21 protein-coding genes and 1 pseudogene are annotated in these 25,729 nt (G+C 57.4%); 3 read left to right on the top strand and 19 right to left on the bottom strand.

The annotated features are described in order from the left end of the window. Positions 1–364: 364 nt before the first annotated feature. From hemG to ubiD, 6 genes are all read right to left on the bottom strand, one after another. A complete protein-coding gene (hemG, locus tag SANT_RS01330) occupies positions 365–913 on the bottom strand; it encodes a menaquinone-dependent protoporphyrinogen IX dehydrogenase (RefSeq protein ID WP_025420532.1) in 549 nt (182 codons plus the stop codon). Positions 914–926: 13 nt separating this feature from the next. Continuing rightward, positions 927–2,378: a Trk system potassium transporter TrkH gene (gene trkH, locus SANT_RS01325; RefSeq protein ID WP_025420531.1), complete on the bottom strand. Its 1,452-nt coding sequence runs from the start codon at positions 2,376–2,378 to the stop codon at positions 927–929. Between the two features lie 43 nt (positions 2,379–2,421). Then, positions 2,422–3,039 (bottom strand): IMPACT family protein, encoded by a 618-nt coding sequence (locus tag SANT_RS01320; RefSeq protein ID WP_025420530.1) that lies wholly within the window; start codon positions 3,037–3,039, stop codon positions 2,422–2,424. After that, positions 3,036–4,364, bottom strand: coding sequence for a Xaa-Pro dipeptidase (pepQ, locus tag SANT_RS01315; protein ID WP_025420529.1), 1,329 nt, complete (start codon positions 4,362–4,364; stop codon positions 3,036–3,038). Before pepQ ends, SANT_RS01320 begins: the two co-directional genes overlap by 4 nt. Positions 4,365–4,500: 136 nt before the next feature. Beyond that, positions 4,501–5,202 carry an NAD(P)H-flavin reductase gene (fre, locus tag SANT_RS01310; protein WP_025420528.1) on the bottom strand — a complete coding sequence of 234 codons (702 nt, stop codon included), beginning with the start codon at positions 5,200–5,202 and terminating at the stop codon, positions 4,501–4,503. 50 nt (positions 5,203–5,252) lie between these two features. Continuing rightward, positions 5,253–6,737, bottom strand: a complete 1,485-nt coding sequence (gene ubiD, locus SANT_RS01305) for a 4-hydroxy-3-polyprenylbenzoate decarboxylase (RefSeq protein WP_025420527.1) — start codon at positions 6,735–6,737, stop codon at positions 5,253–5,255. Between the two features lie 181 nt (positions 6,738–6,918). On the opposite strand from ubiD, the gene rfaH reads away from it, so the two are divergent. Next, the gene (gene rfaH, locus SANT_RS01300; protein WP_025420526.1) at positions 6,919–7,410 is read left to right on the top strand and encodes a transcription/translation regulatory transformer protein RfaH; all 492 of its coding nucleotides are present in this window, start codon (positions 6,919–6,921) and stop codon (positions 7,408–7,410) included. A 118-nt stretch (positions 7,411–7,528) separates the two neighbouring features. Here rfaH and tatC read toward each other — a convergent pair whose 3' ends face one another. The 9 genes and pseudogenes from tatC to udp form a co-directional block, all read right to left on the bottom strand. Next, a complete protein-coding gene (gene tatC / locus SANT_RS01295; RefSeq protein ID WP_025420525.1) occupies positions 7,529–8,299 on the bottom strand; it encodes a Sec-independent protein translocase subunit TatC in 771 nt (256 codons plus the stop codon). Positions 8,300–8,614: 315 nt separating this feature from the next. Beyond that, positions 8,615–9,178 (bottom strand): annotated as a pseudogene (tatB, locus tag SANT_RS24645) (Sec-independent protein translocase protein TatB); the annotation flags it as partial. Positions 9,179–9,181: 3 nt separating this feature from the next. Then, positions 9,182–9,448, bottom strand: a complete 267-nt coding sequence (tatE, locus tag SANT_RS01280; protein ID WP_025420523.1) for a twin-arginine translocase subunit TatE — start codon at positions 9,446–9,448, stop codon at positions 9,182–9,184. Between the two features lie 50 nt (positions 9,449–9,498). Continuing rightward, positions 9,499–11,133 (bottom strand): ubiquinone biosynthesis regulatory protein kinase UbiB, encoded by a 1,635-nt coding sequence (ubiB, locus tag SANT_RS01275; protein WP_025420522.1) that lies wholly within the window; start codon positions 11,131–11,133, stop codon positions 9,499–9,501. Beyond that, on the bottom strand, positions 11,130–11,738 hold the full coding sequence (gene ubiJ / locus SANT_RS01270; protein WP_025420521.1) for a ubiquinone biosynthesis protein UbiJ: 609 nt from the start codon (positions 11,736–11,738) through the stop codon (positions 11,130–11,132). The genes ubiB and ubiJ overlap by 4 nt, the downstream gene beginning before the upstream one ends. A 12-nt stretch (positions 11,739–11,750) precedes the next feature. Further along, entirely contained in the window at positions 11,751–12,509 is a 759-nt protein-coding gene (gene ubiE, locus SANT_RS01265; RefSeq protein ID WP_025420520.1) for a bifunctional demethylmenaquinone methyltransferase/2-methoxy-6-polyprenyl-1,4-benzoquinol methylase UbiE, read from the bottom strand. A gap of 71 nt (positions 12,510–12,580) precedes the next feature. Further along, positions 12,581–14,191, bottom strand: a complete 1,611-nt coding sequence (gene rmuC, locus SANT_RS01260) for a DNA recombination protein RmuC (RefSeq protein WP_025420519.1) — start codon at positions 14,189–14,191, stop codon at positions 12,581–12,583. A gap of 66 nt (positions 14,192–14,257) precedes the next feature. After that, complete coding sequence (locus SANT_RS01255; protein ID WP_025420518.1) at positions 14,258–14,785, bottom strand: DedA family protein; 528 nt, start codon at positions 14,783–14,785, stop codon at positions 14,258–14,260. Positions 14,786–14,982: 197 nt separating this feature from the next. Continuing rightward, positions 14,983–15,750, bottom strand: coding sequence for a uridine phosphorylase (gene udp / locus SANT_RS01250; protein WP_025420517.1), 768 nt, complete (start codon positions 15,748–15,750; stop codon positions 14,983–14,985). Between the two features lie 248 nt (positions 15,751–15,998). Here udp and SANT_RS01245 point away from each other — a divergent pair, with 248 nt between their 5' ends. Then, on the top strand, positions 15,999–16,826 hold the full coding sequence (locus SANT_RS01245) for a dienelactone hydrolase family protein (protein WP_025420516.1): 828 nt from the start codon (positions 15,999–16,001) through the stop codon (positions 16,824–16,826). A 363-nt stretch (positions 16,827–17,189) separates the two neighbouring features. Here the strand turns inward: SANT_RS01245 and metE are convergent, their stop codons facing one another. Then, on the bottom strand, positions 17,190–19,466 hold the full coding sequence (gene metE / locus SANT_RS01235) for a 5-methyltetrahydropteroyltriglutamate--homocysteine S-methyltransferase (protein WP_025420514.1): 2,277 nt from the start codon (positions 19,464–19,466) through the stop codon (positions 17,190–17,192). A 102-nt stretch (positions 19,467–19,568) separates the two neighbouring features. Between metE and metR the strand changes: the two genes are divergently transcribed. Next, complete coding sequence (metR, locus tag SANT_RS01230) at positions 19,569–20,480, top strand: HTH-type transcriptional regulator MetR (protein WP_025420513.1); 912 nt, start codon at positions 19,569–19,571, stop codon at positions 20,478–20,480. A gap of 220 nt (positions 20,481–20,700) precedes the next feature. Here metR and SANT_RS22800 read toward each other — a convergent pair whose 3' ends face one another. From SANT_RS22800 to ggt, 3 genes are all read right to left on the bottom strand, one after another. Then, positions 20,701–21,699: a pentapeptide repeat-containing protein gene (locus SANT_RS22800; RefSeq protein ID WP_025420512.1), complete on the bottom strand. Its 999-nt coding sequence runs from the start codon at positions 21,697–21,699 to the stop codon at positions 20,701–20,703. A 1,110-nt stretch (positions 21,700–22,809) separates the two neighbouring features. Next, positions 22,810–23,691, bottom strand: a complete 882-nt coding sequence (locus SANT_RS01215) for a carboxylate/amino acid/amine transporter (RefSeq protein WP_025420510.1) — start codon at positions 23,689–23,691, stop codon at positions 22,810–22,812. Positions 23,692–23,872: 181 nt separating this feature from the next. Beyond that, a complete protein-coding gene (gene ggt, locus SANT_RS01210) occupies positions 23,873–25,585 on the bottom strand; it encodes a gamma-glutamyltransferase (RefSeq protein WP_051440204.1) in 1,713 nt (570 codons plus the stop codon). Positions 25,586–25,729 lie beyond the last annotated feature (144 nt).

Raw genomic sequence — 25,729 nt, 5'->3', positions numbered from 1 at the left:
AAGCTTGATGCTCAAAGAATTAAAACTGGTATTCTATGAATATTCGTTGTTCACTCTTCAAGACTTGATATTTCGTGTATCGATATCGTCTTGTGAGTGCCCACACAGATTGTCTGATAAATTGTTAAAGAGCGTGGCCGGGAGGGTATTTTCTCTACCGGCGCGGGTGGCGTATATTACGCTTTTCCGCTGTAGAGTCAAGCTTTTATTTGCCCTTCGCGGGTCGCTTGCCTCTGGCTGAGCCGGTAAGTCGCAGCGACTGTTCCCGGTCAGTGGAGGCGCATTATAGGGCCTTCACGGCCGGTGACAAGCGCTATTTCACAAATACGATCTGATTGATTTATTTTTCAGCAAAACGCCCCATTTAGGGGCGCTGCGTCGCCTGTTTGGCGGTTAATTGCGCCAAATCACCGGCAAAGGCAGAAACTTGCTGCCAATCCGTATATTCCACTTCCTTGGTGCGATCGGTTTCACCGCCGGTCACACGCATTATCAGCTGGATCATGACCCGATCAAACCAGCGGTAGCGCGGGTAGCACAATGCCCCCGCGAACACGGCGCAAAGATCCGGCCGCCAAGGCGTTTTCGCCAGGAATTTCCGGGTGTAGGCGTTGGTGTTCGGGGTGCGTTTATCGAGCTTGCGCGCCGTCAAATTGACGGAATAAAACGCGCTGGGGATACTGTGCAGCCATTCAAGCTGCTGCGCGATAAAGTGGTCAAGATCCGCAGCGAACCGCCCGTAGCGGATTGCCGCACCAATCACCACCCGCTGATAACGCTGCAAATCAAGATCGCGGGCGAGGCGCAAATCCACCACATCACATTCGCAGCAATCGGTAAGATGAGCCGCGATAGCGCGCGCGATTTTGTGCGTTTGGCCGTCATGGCTCGAGTAGAGAATCAACGTTTTCATGGTAAACCTTGTATCACTCACGCCAAAAAGTCGGCGTAAACAGGACCAATAAAGTAAATACCTCCAGTCGGCCAAACAGCATGGTCAAAATGAGGATCCACTTGGCCACCGCGTTCATGGAGGTAAAGTTATCGGCCACGACCCCCAGGCCGGGCCCAAGGTTGTTAAGCGTTGCCGCTACCGCCGCGAAGGCGGAAAAATTATCGACGCCGGTGGCGACCACCGCCAGCATACTGAGGATAAACACTAGCGCATAAGCGGAAAAAAAACCCCAAACCGCTTCGAGAATCCGCTCCGGCAGCGCCCGGCTGCCCAATTTAATGGTGTAAACGGCGTTGGGATGCACCAAACGTTTCAGTTCTCGCGAGCCCTGCAAGTAGAGCAGCAGAATGCGGATCACCTTCAACCCGCCGCCGGTAGAACCGGCGCAGCCGCCGATAAACGCCGAGCAGAGCAGCAATATCGGTAGAAACAGCGGCCACTGGGCGATACTGTCGGTAGTAAACCCGGCGGTGGTCGCCATGGATACCACCTGAAAGAAAGCCTGGTTAAGCGTTTGCAGGCTGGAATCGTATACATCGTAGCGCCAGAGAATCAAAATACAGACCACCACCAGCGTCAACTGTACCGAAATAAACATGCGAAATTCGGGATCCCGCCAGTAGACTTTCAGATTGTGGCCGCTGAGGGCGGCGAAATGTAAACCGTAGTTGCACCCGGATATCAGTAAAAACACGGCGACGATCGTATTGATAAGCGGGCTATGGTAATAGCCGATACTGGCATCGTGGGTGGAAAAACCGCCGATGGCAATCGTAGAAAAGCTGTGGCCTATCGCGTCGAACGCCGGCATGCCCGCGCCCCACAGCGCCAGCGCGCAGGCAATCGTCAGCGCGACATAGATGAGCCATAAGGTCTTGGCCGTTTCCGCGATACGGGGGCGCATTTTATTATCTTTCAGCGGGCCGGGCATTTCCGCGCGGTAGAGCTGCATGCCGCCGACGCCGAGAATCGGCAGAATCGCTACCGCCAGGACAATGATCCCCATACCGCCAAACCACTGCAGCATTTGCCGGTAAAATAAAATGGCGTGGGGTAAGGTATCGAGCCCCACCAATGCGGTGGCACCTGTTGTGGTGAGCCCTGAAAAGGATTCAAAAAACGCATCGGTGACCGACAAATTGGGATGTTCGGCAAACAAAAACGGCAAAGCACCCACGCTGCCCAAGACGGTCCAAAACAGTACCACAATGAGAAAGCCCTCGCGGGATTTCAATTCGCTTTTCTGGCGACGATTGGGTAGCCAGAGTAAGAGTCCAATGGCCTGCGCGCAAAAAAACGTTTGCGCGAACGCGCTGCCGGCACCGTCCCGGTAGATCAAGGCCACCAGACCGGGAATAATCATGGTCACGGAGAACAAGATGACGAGCAGACCCACGATGCGGGTTATGGTGCGAAAATGCATGTCTGCACTATCCTTAACGATTACACCCTTCCGGTGGAAGGCATTATTGTGGAACAGGTGTTAATTGCAATGCGCCGCGGCTGAGATCGCGCAGTGTATCATTGGCCATCGCGATATGATGCACAGGGATCTCGAGTGTGAGTATAATCGATTCCCGATAGTCACCTTCGACAATCAGGCCTTCGGCCTGCTGCACCGCGGCCTCTACCCAGGCTAATTGTGGATAATCGCAGCGCAGCACGAAACGCCGGCGCGGAACTCGCGCCACCGGCGAAACCTGTTTCAGCGCTTGCTGAACGCCGCCGCCGTAGGCTTTAACCAGGCCGCCGGTGCCCAAGTGAATACCGCCATAATATCGCACCACTACCGCAGTGATTTCCCCAAGACCGCTTCCATCCAGCTGTGCAAGCATAGGCTTACCGGCGGTGCCCGAGGGTTCGCCATCATCGGAAAACCCCCGCTGAAGGGAGTCGGAAGGCGGACCGGCGATATACGCCCAGCAGTGATGCGCGGCCGTCGGATGTTGCTTGCGACATTGCAGGATGTAGGCTTTAGCGGCATCGGTCCCCCGCGTGGGGGACAGCAATGTGATAAAACGGCTTTTTTTTATTTCCGCCGTCAGCGTGACCACCGCCGCCGGTGCGAACCAAGACGCCGTCATGCCAATTTCAGCGCGCGCGTCATGTTTTCGATGTGGTTGTCGCGAATGACGATATTATCCTCAATGCGGATACCGCCATAAGGCTTGAAGCTTTCGATACGCGACCAGTTGAAATGCCGGCTGAAGGGGCTAGAGCGCCAAGGCGCCAGCAGCGTTTCGATAAAATAAAGACCGGGTTCGATCGTCAACACCATGCGCGGTTGCAGTACGCGCGTACAGCGCAGGTGGGGATAGCGTGACGGCGGCGCCAGGGACGTACCGCGGTCATCTTGCATGAAGCCGGCAACATCGTGTACCTGTAATCCCAGCGGATGCCCCAGTCCATGCGGCAGGAACGGCACGGTAACGCCCTCCGCCACCATGGCATCCTCGCTAAGGTCGCTGATAATCTCGAACTGCCGCAGCAATTTGGCGATTCTGCCGTGCATTTGCACATGGTAGTCGATGTAGTTAATACCGGTTTCAATGGTGGCGATAAGCGCCTGCTGCTCATTATTCATCGCCGTGATTAGCGCGGCGAAATCGCTGTCTTTTTGCGCCGCATAGGTGCGGGTCAGGTCGGCGGCGTAACCGTTATATTCCGTGCCGGCATCGATCAAAAAGCTGTGAAGGTGGTCCGGCGTGCGCTGATCCAGGCGGGTATAATGCAATACCGCGGCATGTTCATTCAGGGCGATAATATTATCATAAGGCACATCGGTATCGCGGTGACCGCAGGCGCTAAGATAGGCGATATTAATATCAAATTCGCACATGCCGGACAAAAAGGCTTCTTTCGCCGCTCGATGGCCGTTTACCGCTGATTTTTGCGCCTCGCGCATGCAGGCGAGTTCATAGTCGGTTTTATAGGCGCGGTGAAAATGCAAATAATCCAGCACCGGCTGCGGGTTGATATATTCACTCTCAATCCCCAGGCGGGAAGCGCGCTGCGGCGCCGATCCCAGGTAGGCGACCCTCGCGCGCGGCGGCAACAGCATAGTGATCTCGTCCGGATCGGCGAACGGCACGATATCTATATACGGCGTCCAAAAGCTATCCGGCAACGGTTCCACGAGATACCAGTAGTCTACCGGCAGGTAATACCAGAGTTTCGGCTTGTTTACCCCGTCCACCCATAGCCAGCAGTGCGGTACGCGAGTGACCGGCAGCCAGGCTTTGAAATGGGGATTGACTTTAAACGGGTAGTCATGGTCATCAAGAAAGCGGCCTATCGGCTCGCCGGCATGGATCAGCAATCCATCCAGCTGCTGGCGCTGCAATATCTCCCGGGTGCGCTGTTGGAGTGTGGCGAGATGATCCTGATATAACGAAGAAAGCGATTCCATGTTCAGACCCTATGCGGAACGTAATTGGCCCATATTACCATAGCGCTCCGCCTGGCACAGCGGCCGGCCCGTCGAGTGCTGCCTCCCCGCCGGGCCGTCGCCGCGAATGAAACGGCGCTGATGCGGATGAACCGGCTTAAATAAAGGCGAAAGCGTCACCAAAAATGCGATCGACCACGGCGCTGCGCTCGGCGCAAAAACGTTCACGAGCGATTTTTGCCATTTCAAAGCGCCCCGCGATATAGATATCGTAGGGTTCCAGGGAGCCATAGTCCTGCATCACCGCCATCAGGACGGTACCGGAACGGCCCTGCCATTGTTCATCCGGCTGTTCGACCACGGGTACTACGGACAATTGCGGATGCTGTAGGGTAAGCGCCTCCAGCTCGCCTAAATCGTAGAGATGGTCCCGTTCACGACCGCCCCAGTATATCGCCACTTTACGCTCGGGCTGGCACGCCAGCACCGTCAATAAAATCGAGCGCGCGTAGGAGAAACCGGTACCACCGGCGATCAGCACGATGGGCCTGTCGGTATCATCACGCAACCAGGCTTCGCCCTGCGGGACTTCGACGGTAATTTCCCTCTCTTTCAGGATACGATCCATGACGGCCATCGCATACAAATTGAGTTCGGAAGCGCCGATATGCAGCTCGATAAACGACGTTTCCATGGGCGTTGACGCCAGGGAAAAGGGACGTTTATCGCGTTCATCCATCACCACCATCAGGTACTGCCCGGCGCGGAAGTGGAAAGCCGCTTCCGGTGCCAGCCGTACGCGGTAAACGGTATCAGTGATGGCATCCACGGAAGAGACCTTACAGGTCAATGTTGTCATGCAGTCCCTCTGTCGGGTCATTAAGCAATTCGCCACGGGCGCCGCGTAAATTACGACGCGTGGCCATTTTTTAGGATAGCCAGCTGGTCCCAGATAGCGTCAACGCGCGCGCGCACCGTCCGATCCATTTCAATTGGGGTACCCCATTCGCGCTGTGTTTCTCCCGGCCATTTATTTGTCGCGTCCATGCCCATTTTCGAGCCCAGCCCGGAAACCGGCGAAGCGAAATCGAGATAATCTATCGGTGTATTTGCCATCAAGACCGTATCGCGCGCCGGATCCATACGGGTCGTCATCGCCCATATCACGTCTTTCCAATTACGTGCATTGATATCATCATCGCATACGATAACAAATTTCGTATACATGAATTGACGCAGGAATGACCAGACCCCCATCATTACCCGTCTGGCGTGGCCGGCATATTGCTTTTTGATGGTCACTACCGCCAAGCGGTAGGAGCACCCTTCCGGCGGCAGGTAGAAATCCACGATTTCTGGAAACTGCTTTTGCAATATGGGAACGAAGACTTCATTAAGCGCTTCCCCCAATACCGCCGGTTCATCGGGCGGGCGGCCGGTATAGGTTGAGTGGTATAGCGCGTCGCGCCGCTGGGTAATATGGGTTATCGTGAAGACCGGGAAACTGTCTGTTTCATTATAATAGCCGGTGTGGTCGCCATACGGCCCTTCCGTCGCCGTTTCTCCCGCTTCAAGGTAACCTTCCAAAACGATCTCCGCGCTGGCCGGTACCTCCAAATCGCAGGAAACACACTTGACCACTTCGGTTTTGTAACCCCGCAGCAGGCCGGCGAATGCGTATTCGGAGAGCGCATCAGGCACCGGCGTCACCGCGGCCAAAATTGTCGCCGGATCGGCGCCGAGAGCGACCGCGACGGGAAAACGTTTACCGGGGTTTTGCTGCGTCCATTCCTGGAAGTCGAGCGCGCCGCCGCGATGAGAGAGCCAGCGCATAATGACCTTATTCCTGCCCAGCACCTGCTGACGATAAATACCGAGGTTTTGCCGTTCTTTGTGCGGTCCGCGCGTAACCGTAAGCCCCCAGGTGATAAGCGGCGCGGCGTCGCCAGGCCAGCAATGCATCACCGGAATACGGCCGAGATCCACATCCTCACCCTGCCAGATCTGCTCTTGGCAAGGCGCGGCGCTGAGCCGTTTGGTCGGCATGTGCAGTACTTGGCGGAATTGGGGAACTTTGTCCAGCAGGTCGCGAAAGCCCTTGGGCGGCTCTGGCTCTTTCAAAAATGCCAGCAATTTACCCACATCGCGCAGTGCGCTAACGCTCTCCTGACCCATACCGAGCGCCACCCGTTCCGGGGTGCCGAACAGATTGCACAGTACCGGCATGGTATACCCCTTAGGGTTTTCAAATAGCAGCGCCGGACCGCCGGCACGCAGCGTGCGGTCGGCGATTTCCGTCATTTCCAGATAGGGATCGATGGGCAAGCTGATTCGTTTTAATTCTCCCCGCTGCTCCAGCAGAGCGAGGAAGTCGCGCAAGTCACGGTATTTCATAGCATCATCAGGAACGGTATTTAGCCTGCATTATAAGATCTGTTTATCAGCCTTGCTGGTCTTTTGTCAAAGATCGGTAAAAATAAGCCCCCCCAAGCCCCACGGCGGCGGCGTCCGGTGCTATATATCTGTTATGGCTTTTGTTATGCTAAGTCTTCGATGAGATAGGTAAATTGTTACTATGGAAGCTTGGTATTTATTATATTGTAAGCGTGGACAATTGCTGCGTGCTAAAGAACATCTGGAACGGCAGGCGGTCGCCTGTTTGACGCCGATGGTAACGCTGGAGAAAATCATCCGGGGCAAGCGCACAGAAACCTGCGAGCCGCTGTTTCCAAATTATTTGTTTATCGAATTCGATCCGGAAACCATTCATACCACCACCATCAGCGCTACCCGCGGCGTCAGCCACTTTGTCCGCTTTGGCAGTCTGCCGGTCATCATCCCCGCCGAAGTCATTCAAGAACTGCGCGACCATAGTTTTGACAACGTGACCGATCCCGAAACGCCTTCAACCGGCGACAAAGTGTTGATCACCGCCGGGGTATTTGAAGGATTACAGGCCATTTATACCGAACCTGACGGCGAAGCGCGCTCCATGCTGCTGCTGAATTTGTTAAATAAACAGGTGTATCAAAGCCTGGATAATCGCCAATTTCATAAGATCCAATAGCCGGTCCCGGCGAGGATGATGCCCCCACAGCGCTGAAGGCGTGAGCCGACAAACCTGGAAATCGCCATACCCTAACAGCAACCCTCCTCGCCCTGACGGTATTGCCCATGTCACGGCGTTATTCAGGCTCATCCTCTTCGGGATCGTCTTCTTCCTCAGCGCCTTTGCGCCCTTTACCGACGTAGAACCGGGCGAAGAACACGCCGATCTCAAACAGCAGGTACATGGGTATCGCCAATAACGTTTGGGAAAAGACATCCGGCGGCGTCAGCAGCATACCAATCACAAAGGCGCCGACGAGCACATAGGGCCGCTTCTTGCGCAGGTCCTCCGGCGTCACCACGCCGCTCCAGCATAATAGTACGATAGCTACCGGCACTTCAAACGACACCCCGAACGCCATAAACAGCGCCATAACGAAGTCGAGATAGTTGTTAATATCGGTTGCGATAAGCACGCCGCGCGGGGCGGTATGGGCAAAAAAGCTGAAGGCCAGCGGGAATACGACGAAGTAGGCGAAAGCCATACCGGCATAAAATAGCAGGGTGCTGGAGAATAGCAGCGGCATCATCAGCCGGCGTTCATGTTTATACAGCGCGGGGGCCACGAAGGCCCATACCTGGTAAAGCAACAGCGGCGCGGAGACAAATACCGAGACGATGATGGTCAGTTTGATTGGCGTAAAGAACGGCGACGCGACATCGGTCGCTATCATGCTGGCCCCCGCCGGCAACTGCTTGATAAGCGGCGCGGATATCAGCTGATATATATCGTTAGCGAAATAAATCAGCGCCAGAAAGACCACCAGTACGCTGAGGATGCAATAAAGTAGCCGCTTGCGTAGTTCGATTAAGTGACTGATCAGGGGTTGGGTATCATCAACGGCCATGGATTAGCGATCATTATTCAGTGGAGAAGTGGACGATGCCGGCCGCGGGGCGGAGGCCGCGCTGCCGGGCTCCCCTTGGGCTGGCGCTTTCGCGGCGGGCGCCGCGGCCTGAGCGGCCAGATTCGCTACGGCATCGGCCGGCGCTGCTGCCGGGTCGATCGGCGCTTTCACGGCGGGCGCCGCGGCCTGAGCGGCTGGATTCGCTACGGAGTCGGCCGGCGCTGCTGCCGGGTCGATCGGCGCTTTCGCGGCGGGCGCCGCGGTCTGAGCGGCCGGATTCGCTACGGCATCGGCCGGCGCTGCTGCCGGGTCGATCGGCGCTTTCGCGGCGGGCGCCGCGGCCTGAGCGGCCGGATTCGCTACGGCATCGGCCGGCGCTGACGTCGGGTCGAGCGGCGCTTTCGCGGCGGGCGCCGCGGCCTGGGCGGCCGGATCCGCTACGGAGTCGGCCGGCGTCATCGGTGGCGCGTCGGCCTGGCGATCGCCCTCTGCCGGGGTCACACCGTCATGCAACGCCTCGGGATCGGTCACCAGCGGATTGTGAATCGTATGCGGCTCAGCCGGATCCAGTGCGGCACTATTGATGCCCTTAAATTCCTTCTTCATGGACTCCGCCGCTTCACGCAGCTCTTCCATCGAGGCTTTCAGCTCCGGCGACAGGTTGTTTTTACTGGCCTCTTCAACTTTTTTCAGGCTGTCCTGCAACTCTTGCAGCTTAAGCTCCTGCGTTAATTCGTTCTGCACCGTCGACGCCATGGATCGTATTGCCCTGATCCAACCTGCCACCGTCCTGACCGCAACCGGCAAACGTTCTGGACCCAGCACCACCAGTCCGATAACGAATACCAGCATCAGCTCACCAAATCCAATATCGAACACGGCTTATACCTGCTCTTTATCTTTATTTTTGGCTTCATCCGGCCGTGCCGGGTCGGCTTTCGGCGCGATGGGCGGTGGGGTAAAGTCGGCATCCTGAGAAGGCTTATCCGACGATTTCGTCGTCGCGTTGTCATCTTCGCTCATGGATTTTTTGAATCCTTTAATCGAGGCGCCTAAATCCGATCCCAGGCCGCGCAGCTTTTTAGTACCGAATAACAGCACCACGATAGCCGCAATGATCAATAATTGTGTAATGCTGATACCGCCCATAAATTTACCTCTGTAAAGGGGGTAAAACCCGGTTATAGTTCCACCGACGGCTACGCGGTGCGTCTCCAGCCGATAATCCAACTGACGATACCGGCGGCCATAAGCCAGGCCGGCAGAGAGCCTTCGTCAGCGCTTTGCGTCATTAAAAACGTGCCGCTGAGCAGCAGCGTGGCGCCAATGCCAAACAAAAAACGGGATTGGCTTTGTCGCACATGATGAACCCGCATTTCCACCGACAGGCGATCGACACTTTTCTGCAACAGGCGATGTTGCTTGAAACCGTCATAGACGAGTTCGGGCAATTCGGGCAATTTCTCCGCCCAATAGGGCGCCTTCTCCTTCAGCGCGCGCAGAATAGCCGGCAGACCAACCTGATCCTTGATCCACTCTTCCAGAAAGGGCTTGGCCGTTTTCCACAAATCCAACTGGGGATAAAGCTGTCGCCCGACGCCTTCAATATACAGTAGCGTTTTTTGCAGCAAAACCAGCTGCGGTTGCACTTCCATATTAAAGCGACGCGCGGTGTTAAACAGATTCAGCAGCACGTGACCAAATGAAATCTCCGCCAGCGGCTTTTCAAAAATAGGCTCGCAGACGGTACGAATAGCAAACTCGAAATCTTCGACATTGGTATCCGGCGGCACCCAGCCGGAATCCACGTGCAGCTCCGCCACCTTGCGATAATCGCGGTTGAAAAAGGCGATAAAATTTTCCGCCAAATAGCGCTTATCTTCTTTGTTCAGCGACCCGACGATGCCGCAGTCGATACCGATATATTGGGGATTCTCCGGGTGTTCAAAACTGACGAAAATGTTGCCCGGATGCATATCGCCATGGAAAAAACTATCACGAAAAACCTGGGTAAAAAAGACCTGTACCCCGCGCTCCGCCAGCAGCTTCATGTTGGTGCCCTGCTTCTCCAGCGCGGCCACATCGTTGACCGGCACGCCATAGATGCGCTCCATCACCATCATGGTTTCGCTGCAATAATCCGGATAGACCTCCGGAATATAGAGCATCGGGCTACCCTCGAAATTTCGTCGCAGCTGGATGGCGTTGGCCGCCTCGCGCAGCAGATTGAGCTCATCGAGCAGGGTTTTTTCATACTCCAGCACGACCTCCACCGGCCGCAACCGCCGACCGTCCGGTAGCAAATGCGGCACCCAGCTGGCCAGCCGGTACATCAGCCGCATATCGGCCTTGATCATCGGTAAAATATCCGGGCGGATCACCTTGATAACCACCTCTTTGCCGTTTTTCAGCCGGGCGGTATGCACTTGCGCGATGGAGGCGGAAGCCAGCGGCTCCTGCTGGAAATCGTCGAACCAGTTTTCCAGCGGCTGCCCCATCGAGCGTTCGATATGCGCGCGCGCGAGGGCACCGTCAAAAGGCTGCACCCTATCTTGCAGCATCGCCAATTGATCGGCGATGGCCGGCGGGAACAGATCGCGGCGGGTCGAGAGCATTTGGCCGAACTTAATCCATACCGGTCCCAGCTCTTGCAACGCCAGGCGCAAACGTTCGCCCAGCATGCGCTGCCCATGGTTGTTCGGCATCCAAAACAGCAAATTGCGTCCCAGCCGCAGCGGCAGCGTCAACCGCGTTTTCGGGATAAGCTCATCCAGTCCGTAGCTGAGCATGACGCGAATAATCAGATAGAGGCGGCGGATCTCCCCGAATATCATCTGCTGGCCTCCAGTTTATCCAAGCGGGCCGCCAGATTTTCACCGGCCCGGGTGACATCATCCACTTCGTCGCAAAACCACGCCAGTTCCAGAGCCGAAGGCGCCAGGCGCCATTCGTCGGTCATCGCCTGCGCCACCCGCCCCTGGCCGGTGCGCAACAGCCGCCGCGCCTCGGTCAGCCGGCGCGCGACCGCTTGGGTGACGCCTTCAGCGGCAATATCGCCGACCCAGGGCGCCAGCAGCTCCGCCGCGTCAAATTCAGCCATATCCAGCAGCGCGGCGAACTGCTGTATGCACTGCGGATCGCCTTCCACATCGAGAAAGCCCTGCTTGATGAGCTGCGTCAGCCGCTGGCGTTCCAGCAGCGCCGGCAGCGTGGCGAGACGGGTGCGCACCGTACAATCCGCGACGTCATCCCACGCGTTTAGCACATCCACCTGGCGCTCGCCGAATACCAGAATAACCGGCGTCTCCCATTCGGCCAATTCAAACCGCAAAACTTTACCTTTCAGACGCTCACGGGCGGCGGACATGGCGCGATCTTGATAAAGCAGGCGTTTAAGCACGGCTTCCAGCGTTGCGCTTATCAGCGGCATCAGCAACATGTCATATCCCGATCAGAATTTATAACCGCGGTGCAGGGCCACGATGCCACCGGTCATATTGAAATATTCGGCGCTGTCGAACCCGGCGTCCAGCATCATCGACTTCAGCGTTTCTTGATCCGGATGCATGCGGATGGATTCCGCCAGATAGCGATAGCTGCCGGCATCGCGGGCCACCATTTCACCAATGCGCGGCAGAACGTGGAAAGAATAGAGATCATACGCTTTGTTCAGCGGCTTGAAGCGCGGGGTGGAAAACTCGAGGATCAGCAGTCGCCCGCCGGGTTTCAGCACCCGGTACATCGACTTCAGCGCCTGCTCTTTTTCGGTCACGTTGCGCAGGCCGAACGAAATGGTGATGCAGTCGAAGGTATCGTCCGGGAACGGCAGGGCTTCTGCGTTGGCCTGGACATAGCTGACGTTGCCCAGAATCCCGCGGTTGCGCAGCTTCTCACGCCCCACCTTGAGCATGGAGTCGTTGATATCCGCCAGCACCACTTCCCCTTCTTCACCCACCAGCCGCGAAAACTTGGCGGTCAGATCGCCGGTGCCGCCCGCCAGATCCAGCACCTTTTGCCCGCGGCGCACGCCGCTGCACTGGATAGCGAAACGTTTCCAAATGCGGTGAATGCCGAAGGACATCAGATCATTCATCAGATCGTATTTTGCCGCGACGGAGTGAAAGACATCCGCCACCATCAACGCTTTCTGATCCTTCGCCACGGTGCGGAAACCAAAATGGGTTGTTTCACGCTTGTCTTCATCTGCCATGTTCGTCGTCCTGCTCAATCAGTTTTCAGAGAAGTGTAACAGATGCGTGGTGAAAGCCCCACCGCGGCGCGTCACTCCCGCAGCGGACACTCCTCGCGCGCCTGCCGTGACGGGTCAGCCCCGTCTTGTGCCTCGTCCTCCGGCGGCTCGCGGTTCCCGTCACGCGCTGGCGCGTCGGCGGCCGGCGAACCGGTTACCGATGCTGGCGCCGGTCCCGCCGCATCCTCGCCGGGGCGATCGGCAAAAGGAACATGGGCGCCTGGCGCGGAGGCGATGGGCCGCTTGATTTCCACGCCCAGGGCGCGGAACCCTTCCGCCTGGCCGATAATATTACCACGCCCGTCGGACAATTTATTCTTCGCCAGCCGATAGCTGGCTTGCGCTTTATCAAGGCTTTGGCCAATAGCGTTGATATCGTCGACAAACAGCCGCAATTTATCGTAGAGGCGCGCCGCGCGATCGGCAATATGCTGGGCGTTGCGGCTTTGATGCTCGTAGCGCCAAAGATTATTTATCGTGCGTAGCGCAACCAGCAGCGTGGTGGGGCTGACCAGCATAATATTGTGCGCCAACGCTTCGCTAATCAGCTCCGGCTGACGGCCGACCGCCACCATAAAGGCCGGCTCGATCGGGACAAACATCAAGACGTAATCCAGCGAGCGCAACCCTTTAAGTTGCTGATAATCTTTTCGGCCCAGCAATTTCATATGGGCGCGCAGTGAATTCACATGCTCGGTTAGCGCCAGTTGGCGTTCCGCCTCATTCTCGCTGTTGAAATAACGTTCATAGGCCACCAGCGACATTTTCGCGTCGATGACCACATCTTTCCCCTGCGGCAGACGCACCACCACATCAGGCTGCAGCCGCCGGCCATCCCCTTGCGGAATGCTGATCTGGGTTTCAAATTCATGGCCTTCGCGCAGACCTGATGCTTCAAGTACCCTGCTGAGCACCACTTCGCCCCAATTGCCCTGCGCCTTGTTATCGCCCTTGAGCGCGCGGGTCAGGTTGACGGCCTCTTGCGCCATCTGCACATTGAGCTGCTGCAAATTCCGGATTTCATGAGCCAGCGTGTGACGTTCGCGCGCCTCTTGGCCGAAGCTGTCTTGCACCTGGCGGCGAAAGCCGTCCAGTTGCTCGCGCAGCGGCATCAGCAACCGGTCAAGACTTTGGCGGTTTTGCTCATCCACCTTACGTCCGCTGTGTTCAAAGATGCGGTTGGCCAGATTTTCAAACTGCGCCGACAACCGCTGCTCGCTATTGATTAACAGACGCTGCTTTTCTTCCGCCGCCAGCCGGGTTTCCTCCAAACGAATGGCCACCTCACGCAGCTCCGCTTCCTGGCTGCTGTTGATTTCCCGCTGCGCCCGCAGCTCTTGATTAAGCTGCTCGCACTCCTGGCGGAAATGCGCGAGGGAGGTCAAACGCTCCTCGGCGGCGGCCAGCCGGCCGTACTGTTCGCGCTGCTCCCGTTCGCCGTCGCGCAGCGCGAGCTCGGCCTGGCGTCGGGCATGTTGTTCGTCGGCCAACGCCTGGCGGGCTGCCTGCACCCCCTGCTCGAGGCTTATCCGTTCCGCTTCCTGCGCCAAATGCCGTTGATGCTGCCGGACGCCGGCGATGAGCCAGCCTAGCAATGCGCCAATCAGTGCGCCGCCTATACCGTAAAACAGGCCGTAATCCATATTGCCTCCGCCTAACCCCTGCTGACAGTCACGTTAAGGGGGAACTGTATAGATGTCCAGATCCTTTTATTGACCGACGAAATGCGCCAGCCAGCGCAAGCCGAATGCGCCGGGCGCCAGCAGGCCGAACGCCCATAGCGCCGCGGACAGCAGATTGGCGAGCTGAAACCCTAGCCGCGGCATACCGCACAGCCCTGCAACGAGCGGCACGACCGCCCGCAGCGGGCCGAAAAAGCGGCCGAGAAAGACGCCGGCTATCCCCCAGCGCATGAAAAATGCGTGGCCGCGCTCTAGCATGGCGGGATGGCGGGTGAACGGCCACAGGTGATAGACCCGCAGCTGGTAGTGGTCGCCTAGCCAATAAGAGAGCCAGTCGCCGAAGAAACCGCCGGCGGCGGCGGCAATAAAGACCGGCCAAAAAGGGATGCCGGCCTCGCCTATTAACGCGCCCAGCCCGAGCAAGATTATCGTCGCCGGCAGCAATAATGACAAAAACGCCAACGATTCGCCGAAGGCCAGCAAAAAAACTATCGGTATGGCCCACACCTGATGCTGGCGTACAAAATCGACAATATAGGAAATCCAGTCTTCCACTAATGCATAATTCCTGACGCATGCCGCGAGCGGAACACCGGAGCGTGGCGCTTCACCTGCGGTCAAAGGGACGAAAACGGTGCGAAAGCGCTACCGCCTGGACGCGGTGACCGCCGCCCGCAGGCAAACAACGCCAGGCGTTACGGCAGGGCCGCCACCCTGGCGCAGCGAGCGCCACCCGCGGCTCTAGCGCGTCGTCAGGCGGTCAACAGCAGACGGGCGGCCTCCACGACGATAGTCACGGCATCGCTTTCCGTTTGTTGCAACACCGCCACATCGGGGGTTTCTTGCTGCAGCCGGTTGACGATAACCCCCGCCACCATACCCGCACGCAGTCCCTGCGTCGCGCACATCGTTAATAAGGTAGCGGATTCCATCTCGTAATTCATCACCCCCATACCCTGCCACTCCTGCATCGACCCTTTGAACTGCCTCACTACCCGACCAGAGTAGGTGTCGTAGCGCTCTTGCCCGGGATAGAAGGTATCAGAGGAAGCCGTCACGCCCACATGCAGCCGGGCGCCGCTCTTTTTCGCCGCCTGCACCAGCGCGGTGGTGCAGGCAAAATCCGCCACCGCTGGAAATGCCAGCGGCGCGAAGTGCTGGCTGGCGCCGTCCAGACGCACGGCGGCGGTGGTCACCAGCACATCGCCGACATTGATGGCGTTCTGGATAGCGCCGGTGGTGCCCACCCGCAAAAAGGTCCGGATGCCGAGCTGGGACAGCTCCTCCACCGCGATAGAGGTAGAGGGACCGCCGATACCGGTGGAGCACACGACCACTGCCTTGCCCGCCAGCTCCGCGCGCCAGGTGGTAAATTCGCGATGGGTCGCCAGATGTACCGGGTTCGCCATCAGCCGGGCGATTTTTTCCACCCGCTGGGGGTCGCCCGGAACGATGGCAAGGGTTGCGCCTGCAAGATCAGAAAATGTCAGGCCAAGATGGAAAACGTCGGACTGCTCCACGGCATATACCTCTACAAAGAATGGCTTATCTCGCCGATAATATCATTAATGCCCCGGATTTACCGTGATAAAACCCCATTTTTAATGTTTCACAGCGCCTAGAGCCAGGTCCGCGCGCCGCAAATGGCAACGGCGCGGCGAGCGCGGTCCAGAATCACATCGCGGCGACATTGACGGAACCGGCTTCGGCGGCCTAAGTTGACAGGTGTAGCTGTCCCACTGGTGATAATGACAAAAGGTTAATGCCAATGAGCCCTAACGAAACCCTTACCCCTTCCGCGCCGGCTAGCGGTTTTGCCCGCGCCGCGGGCGCGCCGTCCGCCACCGCGATCGTGACCGACGGTGAAAACCTGCTTTCCGGCCCTACCACCGTTCCCAGCCAGGGTGATGCCATGCCCGCGTGGATGGCCCGGCCCGCCGGCCAGCATGACGCTTTGCCGGTGGTCATCGTGGTGCAGGAAATTTTTGGCGTCCATGAGCACATCCAGGATCTTTGCCGCCGTCTGGCTAAAGTCGGCTATCTGGCTATCGCCCCCGAGCTTTATTTCCGCCAGGGGGATCCGGCGCACTATGATGACGTAGGTACGCTGTTGACGGAATTGGTTAGTAAGGTCCCCGACAGCCAGGTGCTGTCGGATTTGGACCATACCGCGCACTTTGCGGCAACCCAGGGCGGCGATCTGCGCCGTCTGGCAATCACCGGGTTTTGCTGGGGCGGCCGTATCAGCTGGCTGTATGCGGCGCATAACCCCCAGTTGAGAGCCGCCGCCGCCTGGTATGGCAAATTGACCGGCGATAAAACGTTGACCATGCCCAAGCACCCGGTGGATGTGGCCACCCAGCTCACTGCGCCGGTGCTCGGTTTATATGGCGCACAGGACAAGAGTATTCCGCTGGAAACCATTGAAACGATGCGCCAGGCGCTGCGCGCCGCTAATGCGGACGCGGAGATTGTGGTGTATCCCGAGGCCGGCCATGCGTTCAACGCCGATTATCGTCCAAGCTATCATGCGCCATCGGCGCAGGATGGCTGGCAACGCATGCTCGCCTGGTTTGCCCGCTTCGGGGTGAAGTGAAGTCAAGCGCGGGGCGGGGAGAGTCGCGACGTCCACGACGAACAGCAGCGCAAGGCATGGTAGCCCGCGCAGCGCATGCGCGCTCGGGCCAACAAAAAAAGGGGCGCAAGCGCCCCGGGAGAATGCGGCGCCACCTTAACCGGATTGCTGATGGCTGCCGCGCTGGTACAAACGCCGGTACGTTCTGCCCTGACGGGGATTTCCCTGGTGTGGAGCAACCTTTCCCGACTGTGGCTTATTATTCCATTAAACTGCTGATGGCGCCGTGCAATCGCCCTCCCTGCCTGGCCATATCCTTGGCGTCGTCACACCGCGCCCCGCTTCCCTACCAATAAAAGAGCGCCGGCGAACCGGCGCTCTCGTTTACCGCTGCTCCTCGCGCAATTTTTTGGCGGCGGTCACCATATTGGCCAGCGATTGACGCGTTTCCGGCCAGGCGCGGGTTTTTAATCCGCAGTCGGGGTTCACCCACAGGCGTTCCGCCGGAATACGCTGGGCCGCTTTACGCAGCAGCGCAACGATCCACTCCTCGCTCGGCACGTTCGGCGAGTGAATGTCATACACGCCAGGCCCGATTTCGTTGGGATAATCGAACTCCTTAAAGGTTTCCAGCAGCTCCATATCCGACCGGGACGTTTCGATGGTGATGACATCAGCATCCAGCGCCGCAATGGAATCCATAATGTCGTTGAACTCGCAATAGCACATATGGGTATGGATCTGGGTGTCGTCCTGCGCCACCGCCGCGTTCAGCCGGAAAGCTTCCACCGCCCAGGTCAAATAGTCGTGCCAGGCCGAATGTTTCAGCGGCAAACCCTCGCGCAGCGCCGGCTCGTCGATTTGAATGATGCCGATACCGGCCTGTTCCAAATCCGCCACTTCATCACGCAACGCCAGGGCAATCTGCCGGGCAATGGTTTTACGGCTCACGTCCTCACGGGGGAAAGACCAGCACAAAATGGTAACCGGACCGGTCAGCATGCCTTTCACGGGCTTGTTTGTCAGCGATTGGGCATAACGCGCCCATTCGACGGTAATCGCCTCAGGACGGCTGATATCACCGATGATGATGGGCGGCTTTACGCAGCGCGAACCGTAGCTTTGCACCCAACCATTCTGGGTAAAGACAAACCCGTCCAGATGCTCGCCAAAATACTCCACCATGTCGTTGCGTTCGGCTTCGCCGTGTACCAACACATCCAGCCCCAGGCGCTCCTGCTCGACAATGGCTTGCTTGATATGCTCGCTGATGCCGGTGCGATAGCGGCCGCCATCCAGACGCCCGCGTTTGAAATCGAGGCGCAGACCGCGGATTTCCGTGGTTTGCGGGAAAGATCCAATGGTGGTGGTTGGCCAAGCAGGCAGATTAAAGCGTGCGCGCTGCACGGCGGCGCGGGCGGCGTACGGCTGCTGGCGCTGGCTATCGGCGGCGGTAATCTTCTCCAGTCGCGCTTTGACCTCTGGATTGTGCACCCGGCTGGAGTGGCGGCGGGCGCGGATTGGCGCGCTGTACTCGGCCAGCTTGCCCTGATGCGTCTCATTCGGCGCATTTAGCGCGGCACGCAGCAGACCCAGCTCGGCGCATTTTTGCAGCGCAAAAGCAAACCAGCTCTTCACTTCTTCGTCCAGCCGCGTTTCGGTGCTCAAATCAATGGGGCTGTGCAGCAGCGAACAAGAGGATCCGAGCCACAGCTCGCGGTTACCCACCAGAGGACGCAGTTGTTCAAACCAGCTCTGCAAATCGGCGCGCCAAACGTTACGCCCGTTGATGACGCCGGCGGACAACACCCACTCCGCCGGCAGTTGCCGGTGCAGATCGGTCAGGTCGTCGTCGCCCGCCACCAGATCCACATGCAGCCCCTGTACCGGCAGCGCGGTGATAATATCCAGTTGATGCCGGATGCTATCGAAATAGGTGGTCAGCAGCAGTTTCGCCTGTCCCGCCAGCGCTTGATAGGCATCGCGGTAGGCTTCACGCCACGCCTGCGGCAACTCCAGCACCAGGGCCGGTTCGTCGATCTGCACCCAGTCCACGCCGCGTTTCGCCAGTTCGTCCAGCACCTGCCGGTACACCGGCAGCAGCGCCGGCAGCAAGGATAGGCGATCAAACGCCTCCCCTTTCACCTTGCCCAGCCACAGATAGCTGACAGGCCCAAGCAGCACCGGCTTGACGCGGTGGCCTAGCGCCAGCGCTTCGTCCACTTCGTCGAGCAGTTGAGTCCAGCCCAGGCGGAACTGCTGTCCTAACGTAAATTCGGGGACCATGTAGTGGTAATTGGTGTTAAACCACTTGGTCATTTCGGCGGCGGCGGCGGGCTCACCGGTCGGGGCGCGACCGCGGCCGATGCGAAACAGCGTGTCGATATCGCTGGCGTTCGCGCCGCTGCGGTGGCGGGCCGGGACGTTATCCAGCATCAAACTGGTGGTGAGAACATGATCGTACCAGGCAAAATCACCCACCGGCAGAAGGTCGACCCCGGCGTCTTTCTGCTGTTGCCAATGACGCGCCCGCAGTTCGCGGCCGGTTTCCAGCAGTTGCTGCTGGCTGATATTCCCGGCCCAGTAACTTTCTTGCGCTTTCTTTAATTCCCGGTGCAGACCGACGCGGGGAAAACCCAGTGTGTGACTCAGAATTGCCATTACCCTCTCCCATTTAGACGTCCAGATGTTTACACATCCATAATCACCATGTAGTGTACAGTTCACAAGCGCAAATTATTCACTTCCAGGTGAAACACTCTCATGATCGAACTCAAACATCTGCGAACGCTGCAGGCGTTGCGGAATAGCGGCTCGCTGGCGGCGGCGGCGTCGCAGCTACACCAGACCCAATCGGCGCTGTCCCATCAGTTCAGCGACTTGGAACAGCGGCTGGGCTTTCGCCTGTTCGTGCGCAAAAGCCAGCCGCTGCGTTTCACGCCGCAGGGGGAGATTCTGCTGCAACTGGCGGAACAAATCCTGCCGCAGGTGCAGCAGGCGCTGCAAACCTGCCAGCAACCGCATCAAGCTACGCTACGTTTAGCTATCGAATGCCATAGCTGCATCCAGTGGCTGACGCCGGCGCTGGCGGAATTTCACCAACAGTGGCCGCAGGTACTGATGGATTTTCGTTCCGGCGTTACCTTCGATCCGCAACCGGCGCTGCAACAGGGCGAACTGGATCTGGTGCTCACCTCGGATATCTTGCCGCGCAGCGGGCTTTTTTATGCGCCCATGTTCGACTTCGAGGTCCGGCTAGTGGTGTCGCCGGACCATCCGCTGGCGGCCAAGGAGATCATTGCGCCGCAGGATTTGGACCAGGAAACGCTGTTAATCTATCCGGTACAGCGCAACCGCATGGATATCTGGCGCCATTTCCTGCAGCCGGCGGGCATTAGCCCGATGCTTAAAACCGTTGATAACACATTGCTGTTGATTCAAATGGTGTCGGCGCGCATGGGTATCGCCGCGCTACCGCATTGGGTTGTGGAAAGCTTTGAACGCCAGGGGCTTATCGCCACCCGGACGCTTGGCGAAGGGCTGTGGAGCCGTCTCTATGCCGCCGTACGCGACGGCGAACAGCGCCAGCCGGCAACCGAAGCGTTCATCCGCTCGGCGCAGCAACACGCCTGCGCCCATTTGCCCTATGTCCGCTGCGCCGAAGCAAACCTGTAGTCTGCTGGCCCGACGCGGCAACCGGCACCGAAGCCTCATTTAACGCCAGGTTTCAGCGTAATAGGTGAGGCTCAGCCAGGACAATACGCATCGCCCTGTGTTTACCCGTTGCCGATTCACGCCATCAACCTTAAGGCCCGCAGCCCTTGGCAGTCGGAGGCAGCAGATTTTTCCCTCTCGCTGAGGCAACGAGGGAGCGGTGCCGATCCGAAAGCGCGACTCATAACTCGGTGACGGGAATCTCGGCGGCAAAAGGCCGCGATGGGGCCTCACTCAGATTGGCGCCGTCGAAATGCCAGCCGTCAACAAAGGCCCCATTAAGATTCGCGTGCGCCAAGCGGGTACCGCACTGCGTGGTTTGCCTCAGGCTGGCCTTGCTGAGATTCGCATGGCTCAAGTCGGCATCGTTAAGATCGGCGCGAGAAAGATCGGCATACGACAGATCGGCGTGTCTGAGATCGGCACCGGCCAGGCAAGCTTGCCGCAATTTAGTTTTGTAACAATCCGCGCCCGTCAGCGTCGCCTGTTGCAAACGGGCTTCAGACAGCCATGCGAACCTCAGGTTCGCCTCCGTCAGGCAGGCCCCCTCGAGAAGGGCACGGCGCATATCCGCCTCCTCCAGGTTCGCGCCGCGCAGATCCGCCCTCGACAAGTTAGCATAGGTAAAACTGGCGCCCTCCAGGTCCGCCTCGCGCAAATTGATATTACGCAAAACGTAACCGTTTAAATCGGCGCGGCGCAAATTCAGTTTCCCCTCCTCGGTCAGTGAATATTGGTTGGAGGAATAGGGGGTCCGTTTTTGTAACAGTAGCAGCGTTAAGGTACGGGTAAAGAGATCTTGATCCACGGTTTCAATGAGGGTGTGATTATCCGGCTCAGTAATTTTTACCTCTACCCTCACCTCACCGTTATACCAACTGGAAGGCGTAGGGGAGTAGGAGACTTTATTAGCGCCGACAGTGAATTCCAACGTTTGCGGAATAGCGTAATCGTCAGGATCGGCAATCTTTTTCTCCACTGCATCGATGAGCGCTTGGGTAAACTTATCGTATTGCAGTGAATACGCCTTTCGCACGCTACCGGGAATGAATAAATTGATGAGATATTCCAGCCATCCTTTGGGTGATATAGCAGATTGCCTATTGCTCTCGCTGTAATCTTGTACCGCATGTTTGGAAAATAAAGCGCAGCGCGTTGCGCTAAGAGCATAACCGGCCATTCAAACTCCTATTATTATAAAACGACCCTACTGTCGTAATTGCATTATTTAATGCCTCATTGAAACGCAATGAGGCCTATGGCTTATTTAAACGCATTGTGGACTATGGCTTATTTTGCCTTCGTTGCGCCATGAAAGCAGGCGAGCCGGGGCCAAACCTTTCCCGCGCTCGCAATAGCAATAGCAATAGCAATAGCAATAGCAATAGCAATAGCAATAGCAATAGCAATAGCAATAGCAATAGCAATAGCATCATGTTAAAACAACGAACCGCTGGCTATCTATGTCAGCTTATGGCGGCGCATTTTTTCATGTCGATTGGCAATACCCCGTCACTGGGTAACGACGCCCATCGATAGAGTAATATAGACCGCCCAGCCACTGCGCCATCTCCTATCATTCCACCGTTCGCAGAACAATAATTGATAGCTTCAGACTGGCTGACAGCGTGTCGCGCTATTACCTGCCAGTGACGTTAAAAAATAATCACCTTCCCCCCCTCTTTTAACAAAAGGGCATAGCATAAAGCCTAGCCGCATAGAGTTATTTTACGGATATTTCATTCACAACGCCTGTGCCAGCGCCCTTAATGACATTGGCACCCCTCTATTTCATTCCATCGCGCGCAGGGTGACATTGCCACCGAGGGTGGCTGGACTTAACATTACTTCATCAGCACCGTTAACGCTGCGTGTTGACTTCATCAAAGTCACACCCAAGCTTATTTCAAATAAAGCTCGAATAACTTGCTTACCACGGGGTTAATTCCTCAACGATGGTCGTCATTTTATTCAGCAGCCTGAACAAAGCATCTTCAGGATATCAAAGGGGACTCGTACGGGTTATTCAATGAGAAATGCTTACTTTTCACGAAAATTGTCAATGCAGGCGCCATTATCCCCACCCTGGTAAGAATCAGTATAAGCATTTTATTTTAACGGTATATGTTATCCCTTCTATCCGTTAAATACCTGACTTAGAACCTAAGGCGCAGGCCTTAGGTATGAGCCTGGGGGGTGAAAGCGCATCCGGGATCGCGGTATCGGTACCGGCGGCTGCATCGCCAGCGGGCGTTAGCTAACGGAGCCGCGCGTTAACACCGCGATAGGTTCACGCACCGCGCGTTTCCCCCTGACGTGTTGCCGTTGACACCACCCAGCGCCGATGGACCCACAGCGAGGCCATAATGACCGCTCCGCCAACGATAAAACTCGGCCAGCGCGGTTGCTCCTGCCAGATAGCCAAATTAACCAGCAGGCCCGCCGGAACGTGGACATTATTCATGATACCAAGCGTACCGGCGTCCACCTGAGTGGCGCCATAGTTCCACATGAAATAGCCCAGGGCGGACGCGCCAACGCCCAGCCAAATAAGGATCCCCCATTGCAGCGTAGTGGTGGGCAGTTGAGTCGCGTTACCGAACAGGCACCATGCGATAGCGGCCACCAAAAACGCGCCGAGATAAAACCAGGAGAACGCCGTATGCTGCGGCATGGGCCAAACCTCCATCAGTCGTTTATAACCGACCATGCCGACGGCGAAACAAATGTTGGCCGCCTGCACCAGCATTAATCCCCACCAGAAATGCTGGCTCAAGTGGTCGTAACGGATTATTGCCGCGCCGGCGACCGCCAGCAGTGCACTGCCCAAATAACCCCAGCGCAAACGCTGGCCGCGCAACAGATCGTAGATGAGCGTGACATACAGCGGCGTCAGTACCGTAAACAGCAAGAATTCCTGCACGGTCAAATAAAGATAGGCCTGGTAGCTGAACAAATACATGATGCCGAGCTGGCAGGCGCCCGCCGCCATATACGCCAGCAGTTGCCGCGCGCGATAACCTCGCCAGCGGACAAACGGCAGAAAGACCAGCGCCGCCAGCGCCAACCGCACCAATACCGAAAAGGTACTGTCCACTTGGCCGGCGAGGTATACGCCAATCAAACTAAAGGAAAAAGCCCACAAAATGGTGGTGATGATCAACAGCAGCACGTTGTGCAATCTCGCCAATGGAAAACGCCAGTGTAACTGAAAGCGGTGACGGAGAATATGGCCATCGGGTTGACATCTGATCATAAATTGAACACCTTTGGCACCTGCCGGTTCCGCGGCAACGCGCGGGTATTCCGTTGCGCGCGTAACCGCTTTCACCTATCGACTGCCTTGTTCAGATTTAGTAGCCGGCGGTCAGATCATCCTGGGTACGCGGATCCGAGGCGCCGGCCAGCGTACCATCCGGCAGGCGCATGATACTCTGGACACTGCCCATTACCGGTTTTATCGCTAGCGTCTGACCTTTTTTCTGCAGCAAGCGCAGCGTGTCGGGGCTAAACCCCTTTTCCAGGCGTAGCTCATCGGGCGTCCACTGTTGATGAAATCGCGGCGCCGCCGTGGCTTCGGCGATATTCATCCCAAAATCAATGGTGTTGACCACCATTTGCAGCACGGTGGTGATGATATGGCTTCCGCCCGGGCTGCCCGTCACCAGCCAAATTTTACCGTCCTTAACCACCAGCGTCGGCGACATGGAGGAGAGCGGACGCTTGCGCGGGGCAATGGCGTTGGCATCTGCGCCTACCAGGCCAAATAGATTGGGCGAACCGGGTTTAGCGGAAAAATCATCCATTTCATTATTCAGCAAAATACCGCTGTTGCCAGCCATAATGCCACTACCGAAGTAAGTATTAAGCGTATAGGTGACCGCTACCGCGTAACCGTTTTTATCGACCACCGAGTAATGGGTGGTTTGATCGCTCTCATAAGGCTGCAACTGCCCAGGTCGAATGGTGGAAGAGGGCCGCGCATGGTTCAGGTCGATACGCTGCGCCAGCGTTTTAGCATAGACCTTGCTAGTCAGGGCCTGCACGGGGACCGAGACAAAATCCGGGTCGCCCAGATACTGCGAACGATCGGCGTAGGCATATTTCATCGCTTCCGACATCACCTGTATCGCGTCGGCGCTGCCGGCCCCCATTTTTGCCAGGTCGAAATTCTCCAGGATGTTCAGGATCTGAATGATATGCACGCCGCCGGAGGACGGCGGCGGCATGGAATAGATTTCATAGCCTCGATAGCTGCCCATCACCGGCCGGCGCTCCAGCGCTTGATAATTGGCCAAATCCTGGCGGTTAATCAGGCCGCCGCGCCGGCGCATCTCCGCGACAATCTGGCGGGCGATAGCCCCGTGATAAAACGCCCGCGCTCCCTGATGGGCAATAAGCGTTAAACTGCGGGCCAGCTGCGGCTGCCGCAGCCTCTCCCCCGCGGCGTAGGGTTGCCCGTTCGCTTTAAAAAAAACGGCGCGGCTGTTGGCATAATGAACCAGATTTTCCCGACCATAATGGGCCAAATCGCCCGCCAGCGCCTGGTTGACGATGAAACCCTGTTCCGCCAGGCGAATCGCCGGCTGCATTACCCGCGCCAAATCCATTGAGCCGTAGCGGCTAAGCGCCAGGGTCAGACCCGCTACGGTTCCTGGCGTACCTGAGGCCAGCGGGCTGGTCAGGGAGAGCCGACTGTCGGCGTTACCATCCGCACCAATAAACATCGTGCGCGTGGCACCCTGCGGCGCCATCTCGCGAAAATCGATCGCCACGGTCTGCCCTGCCGGCGTACGCAACAGCATGAAGCCGCCACCGCCCAGATTACCGGCCTGGGGATGGGTAACCGCCAACGCGAATCCCACCGCCACCGCGGCATCTACCGCGTTCCCGCCCTGGCGCAGGATAGCTACCCCTACCTCGGTCGCCGTTTTATCCACGCTCGCCACCATGCCGTGAGGCGCGGTAACGGGATGAAAGATGTCGTTTTCAACGCCGTAGCTAAGCGGTGCCGCCGTCTGCGCCTGAACCAATGGCGCAGCCGTCACCAGCAACGTCAGCGCCATGATCCAGACGTTAACGCGCGGCGGGGGAAGTAACTTCATAATGACTCCTGTCGATGAATGATGGGCTAATCATTGATACGTTACCAATATCCCCTCTCTTTTCCATCAATGATTGGCCGAACACCGGCATATTGCGCGTTTAAG

Source organism: Sodalis praecaptivus (genome assembly GCF_000517425.1).
In the GTDB taxonomy this organism is placed as follows: Bacteria; Pseudomonadota; Gammaproteobacteria; order Enterobacterales; family Enterobacteriaceae; genus Sodalis_A; species Sodalis_A praecaptivus.
This window is presented reverse-complemented; position numbering and strand designations above follow the sequence as displayed.